At 35.4% G+C, this 24,720-nt stretch carries 20 protein-coding genes and 1 pseudogene; 10 read left to right on the forward strand and 11 right to left on the reverse strand.

Going from position 1 to position 24,720, the window contains the following annotated elements; translation table 11 throughout:
- Window positions 1–40 precede the first annotated feature (40 nt).
- Window positions 41–1,312 (forward strand): phosphoribosylamine--glycine ligase, encoded by a 1,272-nt coding sequence (gene purD, locus BTR34_RS08550; protein WP_068480138.1) that lies wholly within the window; start codon window positions 41–43, stop codon window positions 1,310–1,312.
- Between the two features lie 60 nt (window positions 1,313–1,372).
- On the opposite strand, the gene BTR34_RS08555 is transcribed toward purD, so the two are convergent.
- A complete protein-coding gene (locus BTR34_RS08555; protein ID WP_068480141.1) occupies window positions 1,373–1,597 on the reverse strand; it encodes a DUF6341 family protein in 225 nt (74 codons plus the stop codon).
- 355 nt (window positions 1,598–1,952) lie between these two features.
- Here BTR34_RS08555 and BTR34_RS08560 point away from each other — a divergent pair, with 355 nt between their 5' ends.
- The 3 genes from BTR34_RS08560 to BTR34_RS08570 are packed head-to-tail and all read left to right on the forward strand — an operon-like array spanning window position 1,953 to window position 4,247.
- Window positions 1,953–2,567, forward strand: coding sequence for a hypothetical protein (locus BTR34_RS08560; protein WP_157483716.1), 615 nt, complete (start codon window positions 1,953–1,955; stop codon window positions 2,565–2,567).
- 38 nt (window positions 2,568–2,605) lie between these two features.
- On the forward strand, window positions 2,606–3,208 hold the full coding sequence (locus BTR34_RS08565; RefSeq protein WP_068480147.1) for a DUF4254 domain-containing protein: 603 nt from the start codon (window positions 2,606–2,608) through the stop codon (window positions 3,206–3,208).
- A gap of 34 nt (window positions 3,209–3,242) precedes the next feature.
- On the forward strand, window positions 3,243–4,247 hold the full coding sequence (locus BTR34_RS08570) for a glycosyltransferase family 9 protein (protein WP_068480150.1): 1,005 nt from the start codon (window positions 3,243–3,245) through the stop codon (window positions 4,245–4,247).
- On the opposite strand, the gene BTR34_RS08575 is transcribed toward BTR34_RS08570, so the two are convergent.
- The 8 genes and pseudogenes from BTR34_RS08575 to BTR34_RS08605 form a co-directional block, all read right to left on the reverse strand.
- Window positions 4,244–4,861 carry a TetR/AcrR family transcriptional regulator gene (locus tag BTR34_RS08575; RefSeq protein ID WP_068480153.1) on the reverse strand — a complete coding sequence of 206 codons (618 nt, stop codon included), beginning with the start codon at window positions 4,859–4,861 and terminating at the stop codon, window positions 4,244–4,246. The two genes, BTR34_RS08570 and BTR34_RS08575, sit on opposite strands and share 4 nt — an antisense overlap.
- Before the next feature lie 281 nt (window positions 4,862–5,142).
- A complete protein-coding gene (gene arsS / locus BTR34_RS08580; RefSeq protein ID WP_068481802.1) occupies window positions 5,143–6,198 on the reverse strand; it encodes an arsenosugar biosynthesis radical SAM (seleno)protein ArsS in 1,056 nt (351 codons plus the stop codon).
- A 214-nt stretch (window positions 6,199–6,412) separates the two neighbouring features.
- Window positions 6,413–6,748 (reverse strand): arsenosugar biosynthesis-associated peroxidase-like protein, encoded by a 336-nt coding sequence (locus tag BTR34_RS18580; RefSeq protein ID WP_081819435.1) that lies wholly within the window; start codon window positions 6,746–6,748, stop codon window positions 6,413–6,415.
- Window positions 6,749–6,982: 234 nt separating this feature from the next.
- A pseudogene (locus tag BTR34_RS08585) lies at window positions 6,983–7,618 on the reverse strand (metallophosphoesterase family protein); the annotation flags it as partial.
- Window positions 7,603–8,943, reverse strand: coding sequence for an SLC5/6 family protein (locus BTR34_RS08590; protein WP_068480159.1), 1,341 nt, complete (start codon window positions 8,941–8,943; stop codon window positions 7,603–7,605). The gene BTR34_RS08590 and the pseudogene BTR34_RS08585, both read right to left, overlap by 16 nt.
- Before the next feature lie 73 nt (window positions 8,944–9,016).
- Window positions 9,017–10,441, reverse strand: coding sequence for a SusD/RagB family nutrient-binding outer membrane lipoprotein (locus BTR34_RS08595; protein ID WP_068481805.1), 1,425 nt, complete (start codon window positions 10,439–10,441; stop codon window positions 9,017–9,019).
- 10 nt (window positions 10,442–10,451) lie between these two features.
- Window positions 10,452–13,655, reverse strand: a complete 3,204-nt coding sequence (locus tag BTR34_RS08600; RefSeq protein ID WP_068480162.1) for a SusC/RagA family TonB-linked outer membrane protein — start codon at window positions 13,653–13,655, stop codon at window positions 10,452–10,454.
- Between the two features lie 53 nt (window positions 13,656–13,708).
- Window positions 13,709–14,395 carry a TIGR04282 family arsenosugar biosynthesis glycosyltransferase gene (locus BTR34_RS08605; protein ID WP_068480165.1) on the reverse strand — a complete coding sequence of 229 codons (687 nt, stop codon included), beginning with the start codon at window positions 14,393–14,395 and terminating at the stop codon, window positions 13,709–13,711.
- Window positions 14,396–14,768: 373 nt separating this feature from the next.
- On the opposite strand from BTR34_RS08605, the gene BTR34_RS08610 reads away from it, so the two are divergent.
- Entirely contained in the window at window positions 14,769–16,280 is a 1,512-nt protein-coding gene (locus BTR34_RS08610; protein WP_068480168.1) for a Do family serine endopeptidase, read from the forward strand.
- Window positions 16,281–16,451: 171 nt separating this feature from the next.
- Entirely contained in the window at window positions 16,452–17,225 is a 774-nt protein-coding gene (locus BTR34_RS08615) for a patatin-like phospholipase family protein (protein WP_068480171.1), read from the forward strand.
- A gap of 6 nt (window positions 17,226–17,231) precedes the next feature.
- Here the strand turns inward: BTR34_RS08615 and BTR34_RS08620 are convergent, their stop codons facing one another.
- Together BTR34_RS08620 and BTR34_RS08625 are read right to left on the reverse strand one after the other, a co-directional pair.
- Window positions 17,232–19,079 (reverse strand): SLC13 family permease, encoded by a 1,848-nt coding sequence (locus BTR34_RS08620; protein WP_068480174.1) that lies wholly within the window; start codon window positions 19,077–19,079, stop codon window positions 17,232–17,234.
- A gap of 159 nt (window positions 19,080–19,238) precedes the next feature.
- Window positions 19,239–20,288, reverse strand: coding sequence for a 2Fe-2S iron-sulfur cluster-binding protein (locus tag BTR34_RS08625; RefSeq protein ID WP_068480178.1), 1,050 nt, complete (start codon window positions 20,286–20,288; stop codon window positions 19,239–19,241).
- 509 nt (window positions 20,289–20,797) lie between these two features.
- Here BTR34_RS08625 and BTR34_RS08630 point away from each other — a divergent pair.
- From BTR34_RS08630 to BTR34_RS08645, 4 genes are all read left to right on the forward strand, one after another.
- Window positions 20,798–21,892 carry a family 20 glycosylhydrolase gene (locus BTR34_RS08630; RefSeq protein ID WP_068480181.1) on the forward strand — a complete coding sequence of 365 codons (1,095 nt, stop codon included), beginning with the start codon at window positions 20,798–20,800 and terminating at the stop codon, window positions 21,890–21,892.
- Window positions 21,893–22,022: 130 nt separating this feature from the next.
- On the forward strand, window positions 22,023–22,166 hold the full coding sequence (locus BTR34_RS19255; protein ID WP_157483718.1) for a T9SS type B sorting domain-containing protein: 144 nt from the start codon (window positions 22,023–22,025) through the stop codon (window positions 22,164–22,166).
- 104 nt (window positions 22,167–22,270) lie between these two features.
- Window positions 22,271–23,740 carry a DUF5687 family protein gene (locus BTR34_RS08640; RefSeq protein WP_068480185.1) on the forward strand — a complete coding sequence of 490 codons (1,470 nt, stop codon included), beginning with the start codon at window positions 22,271–22,273 and terminating at the stop codon, window positions 23,738–23,740.
- 50 nt (window positions 23,741–23,790) lie between these two features.
- A complete protein-coding gene (locus BTR34_RS08645) occupies window positions 23,791–24,510 on the forward strand; it encodes an ABC transporter ATP-binding protein (RefSeq protein ID WP_068480188.1) in 720 nt (239 codons plus the stop codon).
- Window positions 24,511–24,720 lie beyond the last annotated feature (210 nt).

Raw genomic sequence — 24,720 nt, forward strand, 5'->3', positions numbered from 1 at the left:
TAATAAGAAATCAATATATATTTTTATCAAAATCACAAATATGAATATTTTAATTCTTGGGTCTGGCGGACGCGAACACGCATTTGCTTGGAAATTAGCTCAAAGTAATAAACTATCTAAGCTTTTTGTAGCTCCTGGAAATGCAGGAACTGAAATAATTGCAAAAAACATACCAATTGGTGTAAATGATTTTGAAGCAATTAAGGAAGTGGTTTTAAAGGAGAAAATTGAATTGGTTTTTGTGGGTCCAGAAGACCCTTTAGTAAATGGAATTCATGATTTCTTTTTGGAGGATGTTGAATTAAAGAATGTTGCAGTAATAGGCCCAGAAAAATTAGCAGCTACGTTAGAAGGGAGTAAAGAGTTTGCAAAGGAATTTATGATGAGACATAAAATTCCGACAGCACAGTACAAGAGTTTTACATCAGAAACAGTGGAAAAGGGTTTTAAGTTCTTGGAAGAATTAAATCCACCATATGTCTTAAAAGCTGATGGTTTAGCTGCCGGTAAAGGTGTGGTAATCCTTAATGACTTAAATGATGCCAAGATAGAGTTGAAATCCATGTTGGTAGACAAAAAATTTGGAACTGCTAGTGCTACAGTAGTTATAGAAGAATTTCTTGATGGTATTGAATTAAGTGTTTTTGTGCTTACAGATGGGGACAGTTATAAAGTATTACCTACCGCTAAAGACTATAAAAGAATAGGTGAAGGAGATACCGGGCTAAATACAGGGGGTATGGGGGCTATTTCGCCCGTTCCTTTTGCCAGTAAGTCTTTTATGGACAAGATAGAAAAGCGAATTGTAAAACCTACCGTAGAAGGGTTTAAAATGGATAAAATGCCTTACAAGGGCTTCATTTTTATAGGGTTGATAAAGGTTGGTGAGGATCCAAAGGTTATCGAGTATAATGTAAGAATGGGAGATCCGGAAACCGAAGTAGTTTTACCACGTATTAAAAATGACATGGTTGAACTGCTAAAAGCTGTTGCTGACCAAAAATTATCTGAAATAGATTTGCAATTAGATGAACGTACAGCTACTACAGTTATGACTGTTTCTGGTGGTTATCCGGGTTCTTATGAAAAAGGTAAAGAAATTTCTGGCATTGAAGCTATTAAAGATTCTCTAGTATTTCACGCAGGTACAACAGTAAAAGATGGAAAAGTAGTAACTAATGGTGGTAGGGTTATGGCAATCACTTCGTTTGGAGACGATTTTAAATCGGCCTTATCCAAATCATACGAAAATGTAGAGAAACTTTCCTTTGATGGAATGAATTATAGAAGAGACTTAGGTTTCGACTTATAATTAAATAATAACCTTATCGGATTTTTAAAAAATATCCGATAAGGTTAATTACTGTATTATTTATAGGTATGAGTGAGATGTACTTGAAGTATCCTCTTCACCATTATCGTTATATTTCTTTAATTGAAGCATCCAGTAAATAAAAGCGGCCGAACCAATTAACATAAATATCCAGTTAAGAATGTTGGCCAATGCCCAACTATCTGCAAATCTAAATGGATCCATTGTGTATTTAAATATCACATTTACAAATAAATCCGCAATACCTTCAAAAAATGATTTCATCTTATTACTATATTTACTGGCAAAAATATAAAAAGCTTAGATGATTTCAAGCATTTTTGAGAAAACAAAACCAGTCAATTTCATTATTTTACTTGTTTTTTTATTTCTTTTCTACTGGTGCGTCCAGTTTTACCTTTTAGATTATGCATTAATTGACATAGAAATAGTCCCATCTATTTTAGTGCTGACTACATTTTTATTCAGTTTATTATTGATAGATTTTGTGGTAAAAAGAAATAAATTAACTGGTACAAATTCCTTCGCCATTCTTTATTTTACTTTATTGTGTGTGGTTTTCCCAGAAACATTGGGGGATAGTAAAGCTATTTTTACAAGCTTCTTTTTATTGCTGGCTATGAGACGCTTATTAAGCATAAAGTCTCTAAAGAACATTAAGCTAAAGATATTTGACGCAGGATTGTGGATATGTGTTTCCAGTATTTTTTATGAATGGGCACTGCTTTATTTATTATTGGTTGTGGCTGCTATTTATATTTATGACCCAAAGAATATAAGAAATTGGCTAGTGTTCTTGTCTGTCGGTGTTTGTTTTTTCATGATTATGTATTCAATTTTGGTTATTCTGAACGAAACTTCATTTATTAAGACCCATTATAATTTTACTGTAAACTTTAATTTAATTTTTCCCATTAAATGGTGGTCAAGCTTAAAACTTTCCTTGTACGGACTCTTTAATATAGCATTGGCATTTTCGACTTTTATATATCTTGGTAAGGCTGGTATGGGTAAGGTTATTATAATGAGGTTGGTTGCATTGAGCTTTTTAATTGGCTTGGTGGTGAACTTTTTAGTAACTTCAGAAAATACCAATGCAGTAATGATAACATTTTTTCCTTCGGTAATATTTATAGTTAATTATTTAGAATCTATTAAGAGGACTAAACTTTTAGAACTTATACTAATTTCCAGTATTGTCTTACCAATTATAGTTTTTGTAACCAAACTATAGATTAATCCTTTAAACTTTATCTTTGTAAAAAAGCACTTATGTTTAGCGACTTCGCATTTAAAATTTTTAATGATAGCATTAAAAAATATCATATTAAGGATGATGTATATCAAAATTTCGAAAATCCATATTCAAAAGAGGATATAGAACATCTTTTATATCGTAAAAATTGGATCGATACGGTGCAATGGCATTATGAGGACATCATCAGAAATCCTGATATTAATCCAGAAGATGCTTTGGTGCTAAAGCGTAAAATCGATGCGAGCAATCAAGATAGAACCGATTTAGTCGAATTTATAGACAGTTATTTTTTAAATAAATACCAATCGGTAGATGTTAAATCAGATGCTACTATAAATACGGAGAGTCCTGCCTGGGCAATAGACCGTCTTTCTATTTTGGCATTAAAAATTTACCACATGAACGAAGAAGCAACTAGGTCAGATGCTACTTTAGAACATAGAAAGAAATGCCAAGCGAAATTAGAAGTTCTACTTGAACAGAAAAGCGACCTATCATTGGCCATAGATCAATTACTTGCCGATATTGAAAACGGCTCTAAGTATATGAAGGTCTATAAGCAAATGAAGATGTATAATGATGAGGAACTAAACCCCATCCTTCGTGGTAATAAATAACCCTAAACATTTACTGGTCATAAGATTGTCCGCTATGGGTGATGTTGCCATGACCGTCCCGGTTATTTGTGGTATGATAAAAAAATATCCTGCGGTAAAGATTACTGTTTTAACGAAATCATTTACAGCACCTATTTTCACCGATATACCAAATGTTTCTGTTTTCATTGCAGATGTTAAAGGAAGACATAAGGGAGTTGTAGGACTTTGGAAACTTTATAAAGAACTTAAAAACTTAGAAATAGATGTAGTCGCAGATTTGCATCATGTTTTACGTAGCACAATCTTAAAACAATATTTTAGGTTGTCATCTATTCCATTTGTACAATTGGATAAGGGTAGGACTGAGAAAAGGACATTAATTGACCCTGAAAGAAGTACTTTTAAGCCTCTTAAAACCACCTTTTGTCGTTATGCCGATGTCTTTAATACCATTGGCTACACTATTGCGGATAATGAAATGCAAACACTCTTACCAAGGAAAATCCCTAATTCTTTTTCTGATTTTTCTAGAAAAGGGAACTATCAATTAATAGGGATTGCACCTTTTGCAGCCTTTAAAGGGAAAATGTATCCGTTAGAGTTAATGGAAATTGTTATTGACCAACTAAATAAAACGAATAAGTATAAAATAATTTTGTTTGGCGGCGGAGCGAAGGAAATAGAACTTTTGACGAATTGGGAAAAACAATATGAGAACTGTACCAACGCTGCAGGTAAACTTTCATTTTCTGAAGAGCTCGCTTTAATATCGAATCTAAAGCTTATGCTTGCAATGGATAGCGGTAACGCACATTTAGCTGCAATGTTTGGTGTGCCAACCGTTACGGTTTGGGGAGTTACACATCCGTATGCTGGTTTTTACCCCTTTGGTCAACCGGAAAGTAATGCCCTTTTATCCGATAGGAAAAAATATCCTGCCATTCCGACTTCCATTTATGGAAACAAATATCCTGATGGTTACGATAAGGTTATGGAAACTATTTCACCAGATGTTGTCGTTTTGAAAATTTCCGAACTATTAGCCAACAAAGTTTAAAACGTTACCACTTTAGCTTCCATACTTTTGAAGTATTGTTTTAATTGAGACATATACCTGTATTTTTTGGCAGATGGCGCAGCACCTGTCATTAACGTTCTTATACCGAAATATGAACTCATTAAGTAGGTAGCAACAGCTTCACAATCTACATGGCGGTCTAAATAGCCATTAAATTTTCCCTTTTGTAGTGCCGTAATAAGGTTAACTTCCCAAACAGTAACTATCTCATTTAATTGACGCATGATTACTTCATTTTTACCATTGAATTCGGTTAAAAAGTTACTTAAAATACAACCGAAATCCATTTCATTATGTACTGCGGTTTCCATAGCATTATCAAAACATTGTGTAATCAATGTCAATGGATTATCATGACCTTCAATAGGTTCAATTAAGGTGCTATATATTTTACGAGCTAAAAGGTTTTGTATTATCTGTAAAAAGAAATCTTCTTTAGATTCAAAATGATAATAAAAGGCACCTTTTGATAGTTCCAATTTTTTAAGAATATCGTCAACACTAGTATTATAATAGCCTTGAGAATAAAATAATTCTAGTCCTGTTGCTTGCATACGTTGCATGGTTGCCATGCGCTTTAAACTCTTGTTCATAACATATAAGATTTGGGTAAATCAGACCATATGGTCTATTCAAAGAACTCAGTATTGTTATGAACGTTTAGAATTTATAGATGTAGTAACATTAATTTTCGGTGAACGAACCTTTTACCGTTCAACAACATAGTTTATGCAATAGTTTACAAACTAAGCGGTCGGTTTAAGTGTACTTGATGGAAGATGTATAACACTTAAAAATCTAGGTGTTTAAATGCAAAACCGCTCATTGTATAACAATGAGCGATTACTATATGTTTATAACAATATAGATTTAACTAAGCCACCGTGCCCTGGCAACTACTACCGGCACCTGCCGTACAACCATAACAATGTTGAGATATAATAATGTTTCTATCGTTCAACAAGTCTTCATTATAATCTTTAATGTGCTTTACCTTACTAGCTACTTTCAAGTCTAGCATTTGGTTAAAATCACAATCATATAACCAACCGTCCCAACTAATAGAAATGGTGTTTGTGCACATAACATTTTCTACTGCAGAAGGGTTATAAGCTTCTACTAAAGCATACATATAATCCTCATAGTTTTCTGATGCTATTAAGTAATCTAAGAAACGTGCTATTGGTAAATTAGTAATAGCAAACAGGTTATGGAATTGAATATCAAAATCTTCTTTTAAGGCTTTTTTGAAATCCTTTTCCATCGCTGCTTGATCCCCCGGTAAATATGCGCCTGACGGATTATAAACCAAATCTAACCTTAAATCGCTATCTGGCATACCATACCCTCTTTCGTTTAATTCTTGTAATGCCTTAATTGATTTATCAAAAACCCCGTCACCCCTTTGCTTATCTGTTTTACCACGAGTGTAATGCGGCATTGAAGAAATAACATGAACATTATGCTTTTTAAAGAAGTCAGGTAGGTGATAATATTTTTTATTAGCCCTAATTATAGTCAAGTTAGAACGAACAATAAAATCTTTAATTCCCGCTTTTGCAGCTTCTTCTACAAACCACTCAAAATCAGGATTCATTTCTGGTGCACCACCGGTTAAATCTAGGGTATGTGCTCCAGTATTTTTGATGACCTCTAAACATTGCTGCATAGTTTCACGAGTCATTATCTCCTTGCGGTCGGGGCCCGCATCTACGTGACAATGCTCACAAACCTGATTACACATGTAACCTACGTTAATTTGTAAGATTTCCAGTTTTTTTGGTCGCAAGGGAAAATGCCCAATATCTGCGATTTTGTCTTTAAAATAAGGAAGCTCTCCATCAGCAAATATGCCTCCGTTCAATATTTCTAACTGCTTGTTGGAAACTGCTAATTCGTTCCCTTTTGCTTTTAATGATTTTGTAGCCATTTTTTTAGTTGTTCGTTGTTCGTTGTTCGTTGTTGGCATTTTGTAAATGCTTTAAACTTTAACATGACAACAATTAATTTCTTATTCTTAACCATGGATATTCATAATGAATATTCCATTTGTAATATTTTTTTAAACTAGCTTGAACTTCAATGTTTTGATTATTGAAGAAGGCTGTTTCGAACAACCATCAACGAACAACCATCAACGAAATTTACATGGACAATTTATTATACTTATTCATCATCTGTACACCATGCACTAATGTCGCGCCGCTTTCTATGGCAGCACCAACATGTACCGCTTCCATCATCTCTTCTTTCGTAATTCCTTTTTGCAATCCATCTTTGGTATAGGCATCAATGCAATACGGACACTTAACTACATGCGAAACTGCTAAAGCAATTAGGGATTTTTCCCTAGCACTTAGTGCGCCTTCTTCGAAAACCTTACCATAATAATCGAAAAATTTTGTTCCAAGCTCTTCGCTCCACTCTGTTATTTTTCCGAATTTTCTTAAATCTGCTGGATCGTAGTACGTATTTGCCATTTTTTTTTGTGTTTTAGGTTTTATTGAATCTTTTTGTTCTTGGTTAAAATGAATCGGAATTCCCTGTCCCATTTTTTCGATTTTAGGGAGTATTTCCATATTGTCCCATATGCCAGAAATAAGGGTATCGCCATAGGCTTCTGGTAAGTGGTTTTTGTACATTAACTTTTGCGTTGTTTCGGCATCATATTGGAATGAATGATGAGAATAAGTAACTTCTCCGTCTTCGATATTCAGAATCATATACCATACCCTTGTGGTACCATCATTTGCTGGCATACCAATAACACCAGGATTCAACCATAAATTTTCTTTTATAGTTTGATGAAATGGCAAGCCACAATGTCCCGCAATAATCACATCACTTTTAGTGGCTGTAAAACAGCGTTCTTTACTTTCCGTAGCATTTGATTTAAATATAAATTCAGAAGTGTTTCCATAGTTTCCATGGACTACCGTTACTTTTTTGTTTCCATAATCAAAACTAATGTATTCGGGAATTTCCTTCATCCAATCTAAGGATTGTGGCGATAAATGCCTTTTAGTATACGGAAACCACATTTTAGAAAAATCGTCGCAACGGCTACCACTTTTAAAATCGCACCCGCAATCTTCGCTATCATTGGCAAGTTGCAATTCTACATTGCCAGCAATAGTAAGTGCACCCCATTTTTGAAATAGTTGTACCGTTTCTTCTGGTTGTGCGCAGTAACCCGTAATATCACCGGTACTTATACAGTTCTCTGGTTGAATTCCTGCTTCTTCAGCAATGGAAATCAATTGCTCCAAAGCCTGTAGATTACTATACACGCCACCAAAAAGCAATAGCTTTCCGTTTTTGGCACCAATATATTTTATTTCTTTATCCATGTAGGTATTCTATAAACGAATAGGCAACATAAAATGCCCCAAAAATTAATCCATAATAAATTGGCATACTTGCCAGTTGTAAAAATCAAATCATTTGGAAACCAGTTGAAAATTAAAAGGAAACCAAAAATTAATCCGCTAAATACACTTAAATGAAAACTGATTTTAGGCGCGTCTCCTTTCCAAAATAGAAAAACGGGAGTTAGCCCTATAACCATAGTTCCACTAATGGTGGTAGCTGATAGTATCTCTGCATCTAAAAAAACGGGTATGGTACCTAAAACAGCAATTGCTACCATGGACCAACGACCAAATTTTAATGTGTTTCCAAGGTTTAGATCTAATGCCAGTAATTTTGAAAATGATGAAAAGGTAGAATCTAATGTTGATGCTGCCGACGTAATCATAATAAAATTAATGACCAGAAGAATTACCGTACCAAACGCCTTACCGACTTGTACCGCTGCCTGACCTTGCATACCTTGAGATTGAGCATAAACTCCGATAATACTAAACAGAATGATGCAAATAGCACCTAATGCACTTGCCCACAAGAAACTCTTTAATGTTACTTTCGGACTACTGATAAACCCTCTATCGGTCAACACCGGATCATGAAAGGGATAACTGAAGGATTGTAATAATGCTGCAATTAATAAATTTAAACCTGTTTCAAAAGACCATATTCCGGAATTTATTACTTCGGAGGTGGTGATTGCATTATCCTTCCTAAAAATAGTGAATAATATTACCGCTAAAAGAAGTGTAAATAGCCCCATTTGGATAACATCGGTAAAAATTGAGCTGCTCATACCTCCTTTTAATACATATGCCAAGGTTAATCCGGTAAAGACTAAAATAGACCAATAATACGGGCTTGTGCCTATATCGCCAAAGTAAGTTCCGATGACCATTGTGTTGCTCCATACTTCATTAAACAAACGAAATGCAATAAGAATTGAAAATACAGTTACGGCTGTTTTGCCAAATTTTGAAGATAGAAAATGATGAATACTGGTATACTTACCATGCAACCTCATTTTGTAAATTACAATACCTGCTACGGCAAATGACAAATAATACCCGGCATAGGCAATACCACCAACGATACCGAAGTCCAAGCCTAAGTTTGCGGCGTTGGTAATACTCTTGGCAAATATCCAAGAAATGATTAAACTACCCATTAACATGAACGTATTGGGTGCTTTCTTCTTTTGAACCGCTTTAAAAAACTGATTGGTATCTTTTGCCCATGGAGAAAGGAAAAACAACACCAAACTTGATGCTATCACTAATCCCCATTGCCAAATTTGTACTTCAGTCATAAATTTATTTTTTTCCTAACTCCTAACTCCTAACTCCTAACTCCTAACTCCTAACTCCTAACTCCTAACTCTTTCACTCATCCCACCAAACAGCCACATTTATACTATTGCCTTCCGTGTTATTTGAAGCTTGGGTATAATTGGCATTATTTAAAGCTTCTTCCTCAGCGGGATAAGGCATGCGTATCGGAATCAAATCATTATTTAAACTAGCCGAGATTGTTTTCAATTGCGGAAAACCTGTTCTTCTATATTCAATCCATCCTTCATAACCATTTATGCTATTCGCAATCCATTTTTGAGTAATGATATTCTCTAAAGGATCACCATTATTTAAAGCTGCGTCAACGGTTAAATAATCAGTAGGTAGGGCTACTTGCCAATATTCAAAGGCTTGTGTTACGCCTGTATTATAAAGCGTTTCGGTATCCGCTACAATAAGACCTTTTTCTGAAGCTTCCGCTAGTAGAAAGTGTGTTTCCATACTTGTCATGAAATTGGCATCTAAGAGCCCTGTATTTTCTCTAAATATGGTACCTAATAAAGAGTAATCAGCTAACGATACTCCCGCAGAGGCATCGATTCCATTTAATAGTCCGTTATAACCGCCATCAGTGCCATTGGCAAAAGGTTGGTATAAGCGTGCAATTCTTGGATCGTTTAAGTTGGTTAAAATTTCATCCATCGTTTCAGAAAGCACATAATTATTAAAATCGCCGACCCTAAGTTGTGCCAACCTAAAACTATTTGGTTCGCCATCGGTAAAGTTGAAAATGGCATTTTCGCTGTTATCATCAATAAAATTACCATCAGTAACTATCGTCTGCAATTGAGAAGCAACATCAATTTTGCTTGAAACACGCATTAAATATTTAATCTTCAATGAATTTGCAAAACGAATCCATCCGTCTAAATCGCCATTAAATAAAATATCACCTTCCAACGCTATGGTTCCCGTATAGTTTTGAATGGCTAAAATTCCTTTATCTAGATTATCGAATACACCACCTTCATCCATATAAATAGATTCTTGTTTGTCGTAAGTGGGAGTTACGGTTTCTGTATCTCCTTGAAATGCTTCGGAATAGGGGACATCACCAAATAAATCTGTTAAACCTGCCGACATGAATGCTTTCATAATTCTTGCCGGACCTTCATAAACCGCATAAGCAGCATTCTCTTGAGATAAATTCAGTATGATTTCATTATCCCTTAAATTCTGATAGAATATAGGCCACGGATTTCCCCCCAGTTGCGGTGACTTTAAATCATGACGATCGAATAGGTTAAAATCTAGAGCGGTACTATATTGGCCTAATAGGTTACCAGCAGTAAAACCTTCATAAGACATTTGTTCACCGTAGTCATAGATAACCTGTCTTAACAAAAGACTAGGTTGTACCGTAACCGGATCGTTCGTATTCGTATTAATTTCTTCAAATTCTTTTGTGCAGCCAACGACCAACAACAAGATTAGAATGCTATATATATGTTTCATCATCTTTTTCTTAAAAATTAAACCCGGCTTTAAAACCGATACTTCTTGTGGTGGCGTATGACATATCTTCAACACCACTTATAAATCCTTGCCCTTGTACTGCCAATTGCTCGGGGTCAAAATGCGGATTCTCCGTAATGGCAAACAAGTTCTTCCCAATTAGAGATAAACTCAACGTGGCATCTTGATTGAAAAGACTAAGATTGTCAAACGTATAACCAATGGATACTTGACGCAGCTTTAAAAAGGAAGCATCATACGTATTGTTTTCCTCGTGATTTCTATCATAAAACTGACGGTAGTAACTTTCTGCCGTTACAGCAACGGTATTTGGTGTATACACAGGATTATCTGCAGTGCCGGTATTTACAACGCCTTTGGGTATAATTCCTTCTTCTGGTCTATTTGCTGTTTCTGCTAACTGACCACCAACGTTACCTAATGCTTTTGTTCTAGAAACAATGATTCCGCCTTGTCGCCAATCAAAAAGGAAACCCATATTCCAGCTCTTATAATTGAATTGATTATTGAAGCCCAACATAAAATCGGGATTGTAATTTCCCAGTTTTTGCAATTCGTTATTAGGGATGTATCTACCTTCATCCGTTAAGATAAAATCACCATTTTCATTTTTTAGATATCCCGTTCCGTACAAATCACCCACACGACCGCCTTCTTCTGCTTGTAAAAATACCGTTTGGTTTTGACTGTCGTAAATTCTAGAATATGCCAATGTTAATCGCCCTTCGTCTTGTGGTAGGCTTTCTACCGTAGACCTGTTTGTGCTAAAATTTAAGGTGCTGTTCCATTTTAAATTCTGACTTAGTACTGGCGAAATGCCCAAAATAATCTCCACGCCTTTGGAACGAACTTCACCACCATTAACCACTTGCTGCGTATAACCTGAGGAAATACCTATGGGCAAAGAAATGATTTGATCTTTGGTCATTGCGTTATAATACGAAACATCAAAACGGACTTGGTCGCCAAACAATCGTACATCTGCACCTACTTCAAATGAAGAAGTTAGTTCTGGTTGTAGATTAGCGTTTGCAATGGTATTAGAATTACTAAAGGTTGGCTGACCATTAAACGGTGTCTGTGCTACAAAAGCACCTGTAGTCTGATACGGATTTGTATCGTTACCAACCTGCGCCCAACTTGCCCTTAGTTTTGCAAAAGAAATTGCTTTAGGTAACTCAACCACTTTTGATAGTATAAAACTACTAGATACCGATGGATAAAAGAATGAGGTGTTATCAACCGAAAACGGAGTGGCCAAAGCACTGGACCAATCGTTTCTTCCGGTGACATCTAAGAAGAGGAAATCTTTATATCCAAATTTAGCTAGACCGTAAAAACTGTTTATTCTTTTATTAGATTCAAACTCGAATACTTCAATTGGTGAAGCAGCATTAGACAATCTAAAAATACCCGGTTGTGCTAAACTTGTAGTTTGTGCTTGTGAGGTAAATGCTTTTTGATCTAATCGATTTCCGCCAAGGGATACATCAACTTTAAAGTCATTGAATTGATTTGTATAGTTCAATAGGAAATCGGTATTTACTTCTCTATAGAAAACATCATGCTCGGCATAAGCGCCATTTGAAAAACGATTAGAACTATAGGCTCTTTTCAATTGGCGTAATTCACTTGAATAATCCATACCTGTTCGTATAGATGCCGTTACGTGCTCTGTAATATCATAGCTGGCTGAGATGTTTCCGAATACCCTATCTCTATTGAACGAGTTGGTATTTTCATTAAGAATGAAATATGGATTATCAAAATAAGTGTAGTTGAAAGAATATTGTTGAACCCCTTCTAAACCCGTTTGCCAATAATTTTTTAAGTTCTCAATATTTAAAGAACGTGGACCCCAAGCGACCAAAGAATAGTTTGCATTTTCAGATCCATATCCATTTGACGGTCTATTATCGCTATTAGAATTGATGTAGCTTATAGATGAATTGATGCGTAATTTATCAATCGGTTGAAAATTTAAACGTGCACTTACGGTTTGTCGGTCTAAATTAACTCCCGGTATTATAGATTCACTTCTCAAATCGGTAAACGAAAGACGATAGTTACCTTTTTCAAAACCGTTAGAGATAGCGATGTTATTAATTAACGTTGTTCCGGTTTCATAGAAGTTCTTCAAATTATCGGGGTTCGATTTAAACTCCGTTGGTGTTATTGTATTCCCATTGTAAAGAGCGGTATCTCCACCTCGCACTATGGTGCCATCTGCCAAGGTTACCGGACTATCATATTGCGGAATAAGATTGCCAACATCTAAACGAGGCCCCCAACTGTAGGTAATTAAATCATTGGTTCCGCCACCTAATCCGTCTACAAAAGCAAACTCACCGGAGTTTCCTTGTCCGTATTCATTTTGAAAATTAGGCAACTGAAAGGCTGAATCCATAAAAAAACTGGTGTTGTAACTTACACCCAAACCTTTCGAATTTTTCCCGCTTTTGGTTTCAATAATTATAACTCCATTAGCTGCTCTTGTACCATACAATGCTGCGGCACTTGGTCCTTTTAAAACCGATACTTCGGCAATATCATCAGGATTTACATCCATAGCACCGTTTCCAAAATCTATTTCTTGAAATCCGGCTGCAGCCTCATTGGTAAAGTTGAAGACCGAGTTATTGTTAATGGGTACTCCATCTACAATAAAAAGGGGGTTATTATTAGAGAAAGAAGCTTCCCCACGAATGGTTATTTTAGAAGAAGAACCAACACCGGTAGCTCCTTGATTTATGGTTACACCTGCCAGTTTACCTGAAAGATTATCTAAAAAGTTCACTGATTTTACCTCGGTAACTCCTTTTGCGTCTAAGCTTTGAACTACATAGCCTAATTCTTTAGTTTCTCGTTTCAAACCTAATGCGGTCAAAACCACTTCATCTAAAACTTCAGAAGAATCTTCAAGCGTTATATTAATGGTACGACGGTTATTAATTGGAACAAGTTGTGTCATGTATCCTAAAACAGAAAATTCTAATGCGCCTGAAAGATTGGGTACATCAATGGTATAAAAACCACTTTCATTGGTGGTTGAACCGGTCATGGTACCAGATAATACAATGTTTACGAACGGTATGGTATTTCCATCGGTATCAGAAATTGTACCTGTAATTGTTTCTTGAGCGTTGACTATGTTCATTATAAACAAGGTCAACACAAGTAATACGTGTTTCATATATAGCTTAGGACTGAGTTTTCATTTATCCAACTTTTGGATAAAAGGGGAGTCTAGATAAATGAAACTGTAGGTGAACCTTTGTTATATAGAAAGCTGTTTGGAAATAGAGAAGAGAAATTCTGTTTAACGTTGTATAGACTTCTGTTTATTTTTAATAAACCGATGATTAACAATAATAAACTTATAGATAGACCAGTGGAAAACGATAGTAAAGATTGTAAATCTCCTTCATTATCCAAATCCTGTAGAACAGGTAATTTTATTAATTCTGACGATTCTTTTTGTAACCACAATGAAATTTGATGGTACAAACTAAAGCGCTGCCAAGGGAAATTTTGAAATTCAGCAACTTCAAAATTAGATTTTTGTAGACCTAATAAATAGAAACCACCGTCAATAGAAGGACCAATTACGGTATTGCCCATTGCTAATTGTTGTGCGGTATGCTTAAGATGCTGTGTTTTTAAATGCGGTGTATCATTACCAATCGTAATAATATTTGAAAATCCCCTGTCAAAAACACTAGCAATGGCATTGGTAAAACGTTCGCCGAAAGAAACACCAACTTGATCTTCATCTGAAAAGTGAAAAACAGGCAAGCCTGTTTTCTTTGCCTTTTTTAGCGTAGTCTGAGTTAGAACATCAAATAAATGTTCACCTTTAGGAATGTGCTTATTCGCCAAATCTTGTTTAGCGGAATTGGCAAATACTAAAATTGCTGTACCTAGTGAATTCAATTAAATGTTCTTTCTTTTTGTTAAACTTACGTAAAAATATAGCAAAGGTTTTCTAAGATTGCATAATTGTAAAATAAAAATATATGAAACCGTTTACATTAGGTCAAAATGTCAGTTTTAGACTGTGTGGTCGGTTTTTAGCAATACCTTTATTAATCAAACTTGTATTTTTGCCTATAAAATCATTGAAAAATTAGATTATTGACTTCTTATTATTGTAGATCTGGCATAATTTTAAGGTTACCGACCGGTTAGTCTAAAATAATTCTTAAAATTTCAAGTAGTTTTAATTTTTTTTTAGGATTCACAGGTATATGCATGGCATAGCTATTGCCCATAGAACATCAGAAGAATTATAAAAATTTAAATACATATGAAATCAGAAACAAATACCAGAAGCGATTGGAAGGTTTACTTCTTCTCGGCAGTTATTGCTCTTGCAGTTAGTTACGGAGTAATACAATTTAACAAGCAAGATGTAAAAGAAACTAGTGGGGTTACCGTAGTAGAATCTGTTCCTGGAGCACAAGCTTTATACACCAAGGATAATGAAGGAAATATTAAGCCCTTAGATTTTACCGAAACCTCGGAAAAAGTTTTAGATGCGGTAGTGCATATTAAATCTACACAAACCAGTGGTTCTTATCACCAAGGTGCCCGCGAATTACCAGATCCTTTTAAAGAGTTTTTTGGAGATATGTTCAAAGGGCAATCTCCAGAAGGTATGCAGTCACAACCTCGTGTTGGAACTGGTTCCGGAGTAATCATTAATGACAAAGGATATATCGTAACGAATAATCATGTTATTGATAATGCCGATGAGGTTGAGGTTACTTTATATAATAATCAATCGTATAAAGCAACGGTGATTGGTACCGACCCAACGACAGATTTAGCACTTTTACAGATTAAAGCCGATAATTTAAAAACGATGTCATTGGTAAATTCTGATGATGTAGAAGTAGGTGAGTGGGTATTAGCGGTTGGTAATCCGTTAGGGTTGAACTCAACCGTTACTGCAGGTATTGTAAGTGCAAAGGCAAGAAGCATTCATATTAATACTGATAAATTTGCTGTTGAAAGTTTCATTCAGACCGATGCGGCTATAAACCCTGGCAATAGTGGTGGTGCATTAGTGAATTTAGATGGTAATTTAGTTGGTATCAACACGGCTATAGCAAGTACCACAGGTACCTATACAGGATACGGATTTGCAGTGCCTAGTAACATTGTCACCAAAGTAGTTGAAGATTTATTGAAATTCGGTAACGTGCAACGTGGTATGCTAGGGGTTACCATAAGAACTATGGACAGTAATTTGGCGAAAGAAAAAGATGTTGACTTTACAAAAGGAGTTTGGGTAGAGCAAGTAGGTGAAAATAGTGGTGCAGATTTAGCAGGTATAGAATCTGGTGATATTATCCTTAGCGTAAATGGGAAAGAAACAGCTTCGTCACCAAGACTTCAAGAAATTATTGCAGGTAAAAGACCTGGCGATAAGGTTACCATTGTTGTCAATAGAAATGGCAAAGAAAAAGAATTGGAAGTAGAGCTCCATAATTCGCAAGGTGGTACCAACATTATTAAAAAGGAGGAAAAAGCCGTTTTTAACCTTTTAGGTGCCAATTTTGAGAATGTAAATAAAGACATTGCCAAGAAAATTGGTTTAGATGGCGGAGTACAGGTTACTAAATTATATCCTGGTAAGATTAAGAGTGAAACTCAAATGCGAGAAGGTTTTATTATCACCCATATTGATGGTAAACGTGTTAAGGATGTTGATGATGTTGCTTCCATTTTAGAGAACAAAAAAGGCGGAGTGATGCTGGAAGGAGTTTATGAAGATGGCACCAAAAATTATTATGCCTTTGGATTGGATTCATAGTCTACTTTAATCCCTCCAGAGGGTTATATTACATCTTGTTCTGGTCGGTTGAAAAGTATTTATTCCAAATTACACTTCTAGGCTTGTACCTAGGTAGTTGATTGACTAATTTTATGCCGAGCGGATAATAGTATTCGCTTGGCATTTTTTTTTGAAATCAATTCTAGATAGATGCAATTAGGTTCTAAGTCCATAGGTTTGGTGCTTTCCGGCGGAGGTATTCGAGGCATGGCGCATATAGGTGTTATAAAGGCAATGCAAGAGTTCGGTCTTGAAGCCAAAGTAGTTTCCGGAAGCAGTATTGGTGCTTTGGTAGGTGCGTTGTATGCGGCAGATAAACCGGTTGTAGATATGCTTAAGTTTTTTAAGGAAACACCGCTTTTTAAATACAACTATTTTGCCGTTGCCAAACCTGGATTAATAAATAGCGAAAGCTATATAGCCTCCTTTAAAAAGTATTTTCCAGAGGATAGTTTTGAGGCTTTAAATAGAGAACTTCACGTGGTTGCTACAAATTTGCAGAAAGGTGAAGAAATTTTTATTGATAAAGGAGAACTGATAAAACCACTATTGGCTTCGGCTGCTTTACCACCTGTTTTTAGTCCCGTTGAGTATATGGGTGAATTATATGCCGATGGCGGAATCATGAACAATTTTCCTTTAGAGCCGGTTTTGTCTAGAGTAGAATATGTTATTGGCAGTAATGTTTCGGTAGTTTCTAAATTAGAAAAGAAGCATCTAAACAACTCGTTTCAATTAACAGGAAGGGTAACCGGGTTGATGATTTATGCTATTAACAGACAAAAAATCAATAATTGTAACTTGGTTCTTGAATCTAAAGAATTGGAGCATATTGGTATTTTGGATAGAAGAGGTATTGAAAAAGCTTACGCCATTGGTTATGAAGCTGCAGTTAAAAAATTTGAAGCCGTTTTTTCGGAATAATTAGAACTATAACATTGCACTTAAAAGCAAGGTACCCACAATCCAAAGAACTACAGAAATTACTCCGCCAATCACTAGAAAGTGTTTGAACTTATAGATTCCCATGCTGTAAATTAAGGCATTGGTTTGATAACCTAATGGGGTAAAGAAGCTAAAATTAGCGGCGAACATTACACAAAGAATAAATGGTTTTGGGTCTAGACTTAACCCAGTAGCAAGAGAAATACCTATGGGTGCCATGATAATTGCGGTAGCATTGTTAGATACAACACTGCTTAATAACATGGTCGTCAAAAACAACAATCCGATGATGAAAATATGTTGCTGACCAGACATCAAAGCTAAAAGTTCTTCGGTAATCCAAGTATCTGCTTTGGCATTGCTCATGGCAATACCAAGCGGTATCATCCCTGCCAATAAAAAAATAATTTGCCAGTTTATCTTTTCATAAATACGGTTTAACTCTACACATTTAAACAAGAGCATGGCTAAGGTACCGGTGATTACACTGGTCATTACCTCAAAAACTCCCGTTGCCGCCATGGTTATGGTGGCAATTAAAATCAAGATGGATAAATTTCTCTTAAACGGAGTAGCAGGCGTGCGACCTTCGTATTGATTTAATACGGCCAAGTTATTACTGTTTTCAAAATTAGAAACGAATTCTGGCCTGGTCTGTATTAATAGGCGATCACCCACATGAAGCTTTGTAAATTCATGATTGCTTTGATGTAATCGATTTTGAAGAATACGTAACTTCTTTCGTTTATTGACCGCAAGCGGAATAGCTCTTGGGATTAACATGGTTTTTAATTCGGTCAGATTTTTACCTAGAAAACGAGAGCCTGGTAAAAGCAATAATTCAAGCAGTAAATTTTTATCCGTATTTTCAGATTCGTCCTTATCCTTTTTATCGGAATCGGCTACTTTTTTAATTTGTGTGTTCTTGGTAGATTTAAAATGGTCTTTTTCTTCCTGTTCTACCTCAAAATACCCTTCGCCACGCATTTTTTGAAGGTTTTCTAAACTGCAATGTAAAAGAATGACATCGTTGGGTTTGATCAGTAAATCATGATTATCCAAATTTTGGTCGTATCCATATCTAGATAAGCGCAAAACTGTAATGTCTGCTTCTTTATACATAAAGCTTTCCCCAATGGGCGTATCAACCAACGGAGATTCTGGTTCAACGGTTAAGGTTAAAAGATAACGGTCAAGGTCATAATTATCAGAAAGTTCACCTGTATCTCTTGGCAAAAATCGATAGAAAAGGGCAATTATACCTATAGAAATGACCAAAAAAGTGCCTCCCATGAGCGAAAATTCAAAAAAACCAAGTTTTTCGCCAGTGTACCTAGCAGCTATATTACTGACCAATAAGTTGGTTGAAGTTCCCATAAGTGTGCAGCTGCCACCAAGAATACTTGCGAATGATATAGGTAATAATAATTTTCCTGGGGGTAGTTGATATTTTTCTCTGAGCTCGGCAACTATTTTAATGAAGACAATTACCACGGCGGTTGAGCTTACAAAAGCAGAAATGCTTCCGGCAATAAGCATAATAGCAACCGTTGCTAATACTACGGGCCAGTTCTTTAAAATTTTCAGCCCCTTCGCTAAGTATGAAATTGCACCGTTCTCTTCTAGTCCTATCGCTAAAATCATCAAACATAAAATAGTGATAACCGCTTTGTTAGAAAATCCGCTGACAGCCTCCTCCGGTGATACTAAGCCTGTCAATAATAGTGCAGCGATAATACAGAAGGATATTTTATCCATCGGGAAAATCTCAAACGCAAACAATATAATTACAGCTGCGATGATGATAAAAACACCAATGATTTCTATAGACATACCAAAATAAGCGTTGAAAATGCTATCAAAGGTATTTCAAAGTTCTAAGAAGGATATCTCAATCAAATTTAATTTTGACTTTGTGGAGGAAGATAATGAACAAAATTAAACGGCATTACGAAAGTAATGCCGTTTAATTTTTATTTGGTAAGCTCTTATCTAAACATCATCATAGTCTACCTTAATTGTAGGTGTAGTTGGGTGTGCTTGGCAGGTAAGTATAAATCCGTCCGCTATTTCCTTATCGGTCAAGATTTGATTCTTAACCATTTCAGCTTTTCCTTCCGTTACTTTGGCAATACAGCTACTACATACACCGCCCTGGCAAGAATAAGGGGCATCAATGTTTTCTTTTAAAACAGCATCAAGAATTACTGATTTCTTATCCATTGTAAAATTAAACTCTTCATCATCAACAAGAACTGTAACCGAAGTTTGACCATCTGCTTGTATAGGAAGTTCTTCTTTTATTTCAGTCGGCGTAAAAAGTTCAAAATGTATTTTACCCTTATCCACTTCATTTTCTACCAATGTGTCTTGAACTAAGCGAATCATCTCTTCTGGTCCGCATAAATAATACCCGTCAAAATCAACGTTTTTATGCTTGTTTAACAACGCATAGTTTACTGTCGAGGTATCTATTCTACCGAATAGAGCCTTGTCTTCGCGCGTTTGACTATTAGTGAAGTATACAAAAAACCGATTGGCATATTCTAATTCCAGTTTCACCAAATCCGTATAAAACATAGTTTCTTCGTAAGATTTGTTTCCGTAAACCAAAACGAATTTGTTCTTTGGGTTACTGTCCAAAACCGACTTTGCAATACTCATGATAGGGGTAATACCACTGCCTGCAGCAAAAGCAGCAATGTTTTGTACGTCCTTCGTAGTATTAAAAACAAAGCGACCCTCTGGCTCCATAACTTCTAATGTGTCACCCACTTTTAATTGTGAGTTGGCATAGTTAGAGAATCCGCCTTTATCCACTTTTTTAATTCCGATAGTAATACCATCTTTGTCGGTAGATGAACTAATAGAATACGCTCTTCTAAGCTCTTTTCCTTTAATTTCTTTTTTTATGGTGACATACTGACCGGCCGTAAATGTGAAGGTTTGCGCCAATTCTTTTGGAATTGAAAATGTAACGGCAACAGAAGTTGGCGTTAATTTCTTAATATGTTTTACCGTTAGTGAGTGAAATTGCGACATATGTTCATTTCTTTAAATCGAATTACAAAATTAAGCATGCTTTTGCGATATCATATAACATTTGTCAAAAAAGTCTGGAGTGAAGTATTTTTATCCGTTTGTAGTATTATTATTGGCTTAATTAGTAGTGTAAATCTTCACGCCTTTTTCTTTTAATGCCGCTAGAATTTGACTAGTGCATTCTTCGTTAAAGTTAGCGGATATCTTCGGGTGGCATTATGAGTAGATGCTAACAACAAACGATACAGATAAAAATGACTTAGCAATGTTATGGTTTTTGTATATTTAGAATTAAGTTGGCTAGAAAAAATAAAGTTCAGAACAGCTACTGCAGCTTATGTTGTAAGCTTTGTCGATGCATATTTGAAAGATGCTTTTACTCGATAATCGAGACTTAAATGCTTCGAGGCTTGCCTCGAAAGGAAAATATTTCTTTCTATAAAGGCCTCGTGGGCTTGTTCTGAGGTTGTTTACTTGACAAACTTATAATCATTTATAAACTCAATCTGATGACAAAAATACTTATTCGCTTTATAGTTCTAACGTTGCTCTCCTCGGTAGGAGCTTTTGCACAAAAACCTTTTGAAATAAAGGCATTCAGTATTTACACTCCATTACCGCAAGAGGTAGATGAGTTCATAAAATTTGTTGAAGAGGAACTTGCTCCAAACGGAATAAATACCGTAATTATTCAAGTAGACTACCATTACCAATGGAAATCTCATCCAGAGCTACAATCTGAAACCCCTTTGAGCGAGGCGCACATAAAGAAAATGCTTGCAGCGTGTAAAAAACATGGCATTAACCTAATTCCACAACTTAATTTACTTGGGCATCAAAGTGAGGGGGATTATATGAAAATGCTTCTGCGTGTATATCCGCAATTTGATGAAAAACCACATGTTGATTTAAGTAATTTCAGCTGGCCCAATCCAGACGACTTGTATTGCAAAAGCTATTGTCCGCTACATCCTGAAGTTCATAATATTGTTTTTGATTTGATAGATGAACTTGTAGAAGTATTTGAAGCTACTGATTACCATGCGGGAATGGATGAGGTTTTTGATTTTGTAGATAAAGATTGTCCTAGATGTAAAGGTTTAGACCCAGCAGTTGTCTTTGCAAACGAAGTCAATAAAATACATCAACATTTAGCCAAAAAAGATATTCGACTTTGGATTTGGGGAGATCGACTATTAGATGGGCGTTCAAGTGGTATTGGCATGTGGGAGGCTAGTTACAACAATACGCAAAGAGCTATTGATTGGATTCCAAAAGATATTTTAATTTGTGATTGGCATTATAAAAAAGCGATTGCAACGCCTGCCTATTTTGCTATGAAAGGTTTTGATGTTATTGCCTGCCCATGGAATCAGCCAGAAGTTGCCGAAGCACAAGTGAGAATGATGGATTTTCTGCGTAAAAACAACACCGAAGAGATGGAGGGGCATATTAAAGGTGTAATGCAAACAATATGGGAACCTACTAGTGAATTTATAAAATCGTACCATGATTATGATCCAAATAAATCGTACGAAAAAAGCAGAGTACAGACCTTAAAAACTTTAATTGAAACCGTAAAGGAAGTAGAAAGCAAAAAGTAATTTACTCGATAATCGAGATTTAAATGCTCCCTCGCTAGCGCTCGTCCGTGACGATTGCCGTTCCGAGTAAGTATAGGTTTAATAAATCAATAAAATATATTCGTTATTGGTTTTTTGGGTTATCTGGCTAATGGCTTACTGTTTTGGCCACCAGCTGCAAACTGGGGTAGCGGGGTTGTATAACGGAATTCCACTACCCGATTCAGATTACTGGTTTAAATATGTATATTCTGACAATCAAATAATTACAGGTCATTTTACTTTAAAACGATAATTTGGTTGCGGTATATTTTATGTAGTTTAGAAATATAATTGGATTAGTCTTGTAACAAACTCAAGATTTTTCTTACTTATATTCTGAATACTAAAACCAACCGAATGTTTAAACGATTTTCTTCCTTACAATGGAAATCTTTTTTTAGGTCCTCTAACCTTGGTAAAAGTCTGGGGATTAAAATAGTAATGGGTTTTTTTGGAATCTATATGCTACTTTCCCTTGCTATAACTGGTGGAGGAATGTACTTTCTTCTTAAAAAAATATTTCCAGATGTGAGTCCTATGTGGATTGTCAGTCAATATTTTATCTATTGGATTTTAATAGAGTTAATGCTGCGGTATTTTATGCAAAAGCTACCCGTAATGGATATAAAACCATTTTTGACCACACCGGTAAAGAAAAGCACTATTGCCCATTATATTTTAGGTAGATCGGCGGCATCTATCTATAATTTATTGACACTTTTCTTTATAGTGCCCTTTGCAATAGTTCTGATATTTAATGGCTACCCTGTATTAAACGTTTTACTATGGATCGTAGCTATCATTGCAATTGTGCTAAGCATTAATTACGTGAACCTACTAATAAACAAGAATGACAAGGTTCTTATTGCAATTGTGAGTTTGCTTGTTTTAGGGTACGGACTTGATTATTTCGGTGTGTTTTCAATAAAGGAATTTTTTGCTCCGGTTTTTCATGCACTTTATGCATATCCGTTAACAATATTGATTCCTATTGCACTGGCCTTATTCACGTATTATGTAAATTATAAATACCTACGGGACAAGATATATTTAGATGCAAAGCTTAAATCGAAATCAGTTGAAGCAAATACGTCAGATTTGGCTTGGACCAAACGTTTTGGCGAAATGGGGTCTTTTTTACAGCTTGATCTTAAAATGATCTGGCGTAATAAAAGAACTAAGTCACAAGTGTATATTTCCTTACTTTTTGTTTTTTATGGTTTGGTGTTTTATACGGTAGACGTCTATAGTAATATGATGCCAATGAAGGCCTTTGTAGGCATATTTATGACGGGTATTTTTTTAAGTAATTTTGGTCAATTTATACCAGCATGGGATAGTAGTTATTATAGTATGATGATGTCGCAAAATATACCCATGCGTAAGTATTTAGAATCTAAAGTTATATTAATTACTGTGAGTGTTGTAGGGATGTTTTTATTGACTATACCCTATGTTTACTTCGGTTGGGATGCTTTGGCAATCAATTTTGGTTGCGCATTATATAATTTGGGAGTAAATATACCGGTCATTTTATATTTTGGGTCCTTCAACAAAAAAAGAATTGAATTAGATCAAAGTCCGTTCGGGAATATGCAAGGTGCAAGTGCAACGCAATTTTTGGTAATGCTTCCGGTTTTGGTAGTTCCTATAATTTTATTTTCCATCTTTTATTACATCTTTAATTTAGAAGTGGCGGTTGGTATACTTTCAGTTTTGGGCATAATCGGTTTTGCCATGAAAAACTACTTATTGGATTTAATAACGGAACAATACAAGAGAAAAAAATACGGAATGATAGCGGGCTTTAAAGAAAAAGCAAGCTAGGTGTTCAAGAGTACATCACATTTCATATTAATAATTAGAATTTAAAGATTATGATTACAATAAATAATTTATCAAAAAAATACGGCTCGCAAACAGTATTAAATATCGAAACATTGAATATCCCAACGGGACAAAGTTTTGGATTAGTAGGAAATAATGGCGCAGGTAAAACAACGTTGTTCAGCTTGTTGTTAGATTTAATACAGCCAACTACAGGTCATATAATTAATAACGAAGTTCAAGTAAATACCAGTGAAGATTGGAAACCATTTACTTCATCTTTTATAGATGAAACTTTTTTAATAGGTTATTTAACTCCCGAGGAGTATTTCTACTTTATCGGTGACCTCCGCGGACAGAATAAAGCAGACGTAGATGCACTCTTAGCACAGTATCAAGATTTCTTTCACGGAGAAATTTTAGGTCAAAAGAAATATTTAAGAGATTTATCTAAAGGAAACCAAAAGAAAGCGGGTATTGTAGCTTCCTTTATTGGCAACCCAAAAGTGGTGATATTGGATGAACCTTTTGCAAACTTAGATCCAACCACCCAAATACGACTTAAACAAATTATTAAAGAATTGGCATCTCAAAAAGATGTAACCGTTTTGGTTTCTAGTCACGATTTAATTCACGTAACCGAAGTTTGCGAACGTATTGTAGTATTGAACAAGGGCGAAGTTGTTAGGGATATTGAAACATCTACCGAAACATTGAAAGAACTTGAAGTGTTTTTTGGTGCGGAAAGTGCTCAAGTAATTACAGAATAAAAGAGTTGCAAATATGCCTTTTCCGGCGTAGTCGAGAACTAATTTTGATTTAAAAATCAAAGAAGTATTGACTTCACAAAACTAAACGTAGGACATTTATTCGGAAGCTTTAAAATTCACTAAACAGACTCCTTGGTCAGTTTAGTGTTTCTGTACTTTGTCCAGAGAATTTTAAAATCCGATGAAGTAATAATTCTTCAGATTAACTGT

The organism is Maribacter hydrothermalis (genome assembly GCF_001913155.1).
Taxonomy (GTDB): Bacteria; Bacteroidota; Bacteroidia; order Flavobacteriales; family Flavobacteriaceae; genus Maribacter; species Maribacter hydrothermalis.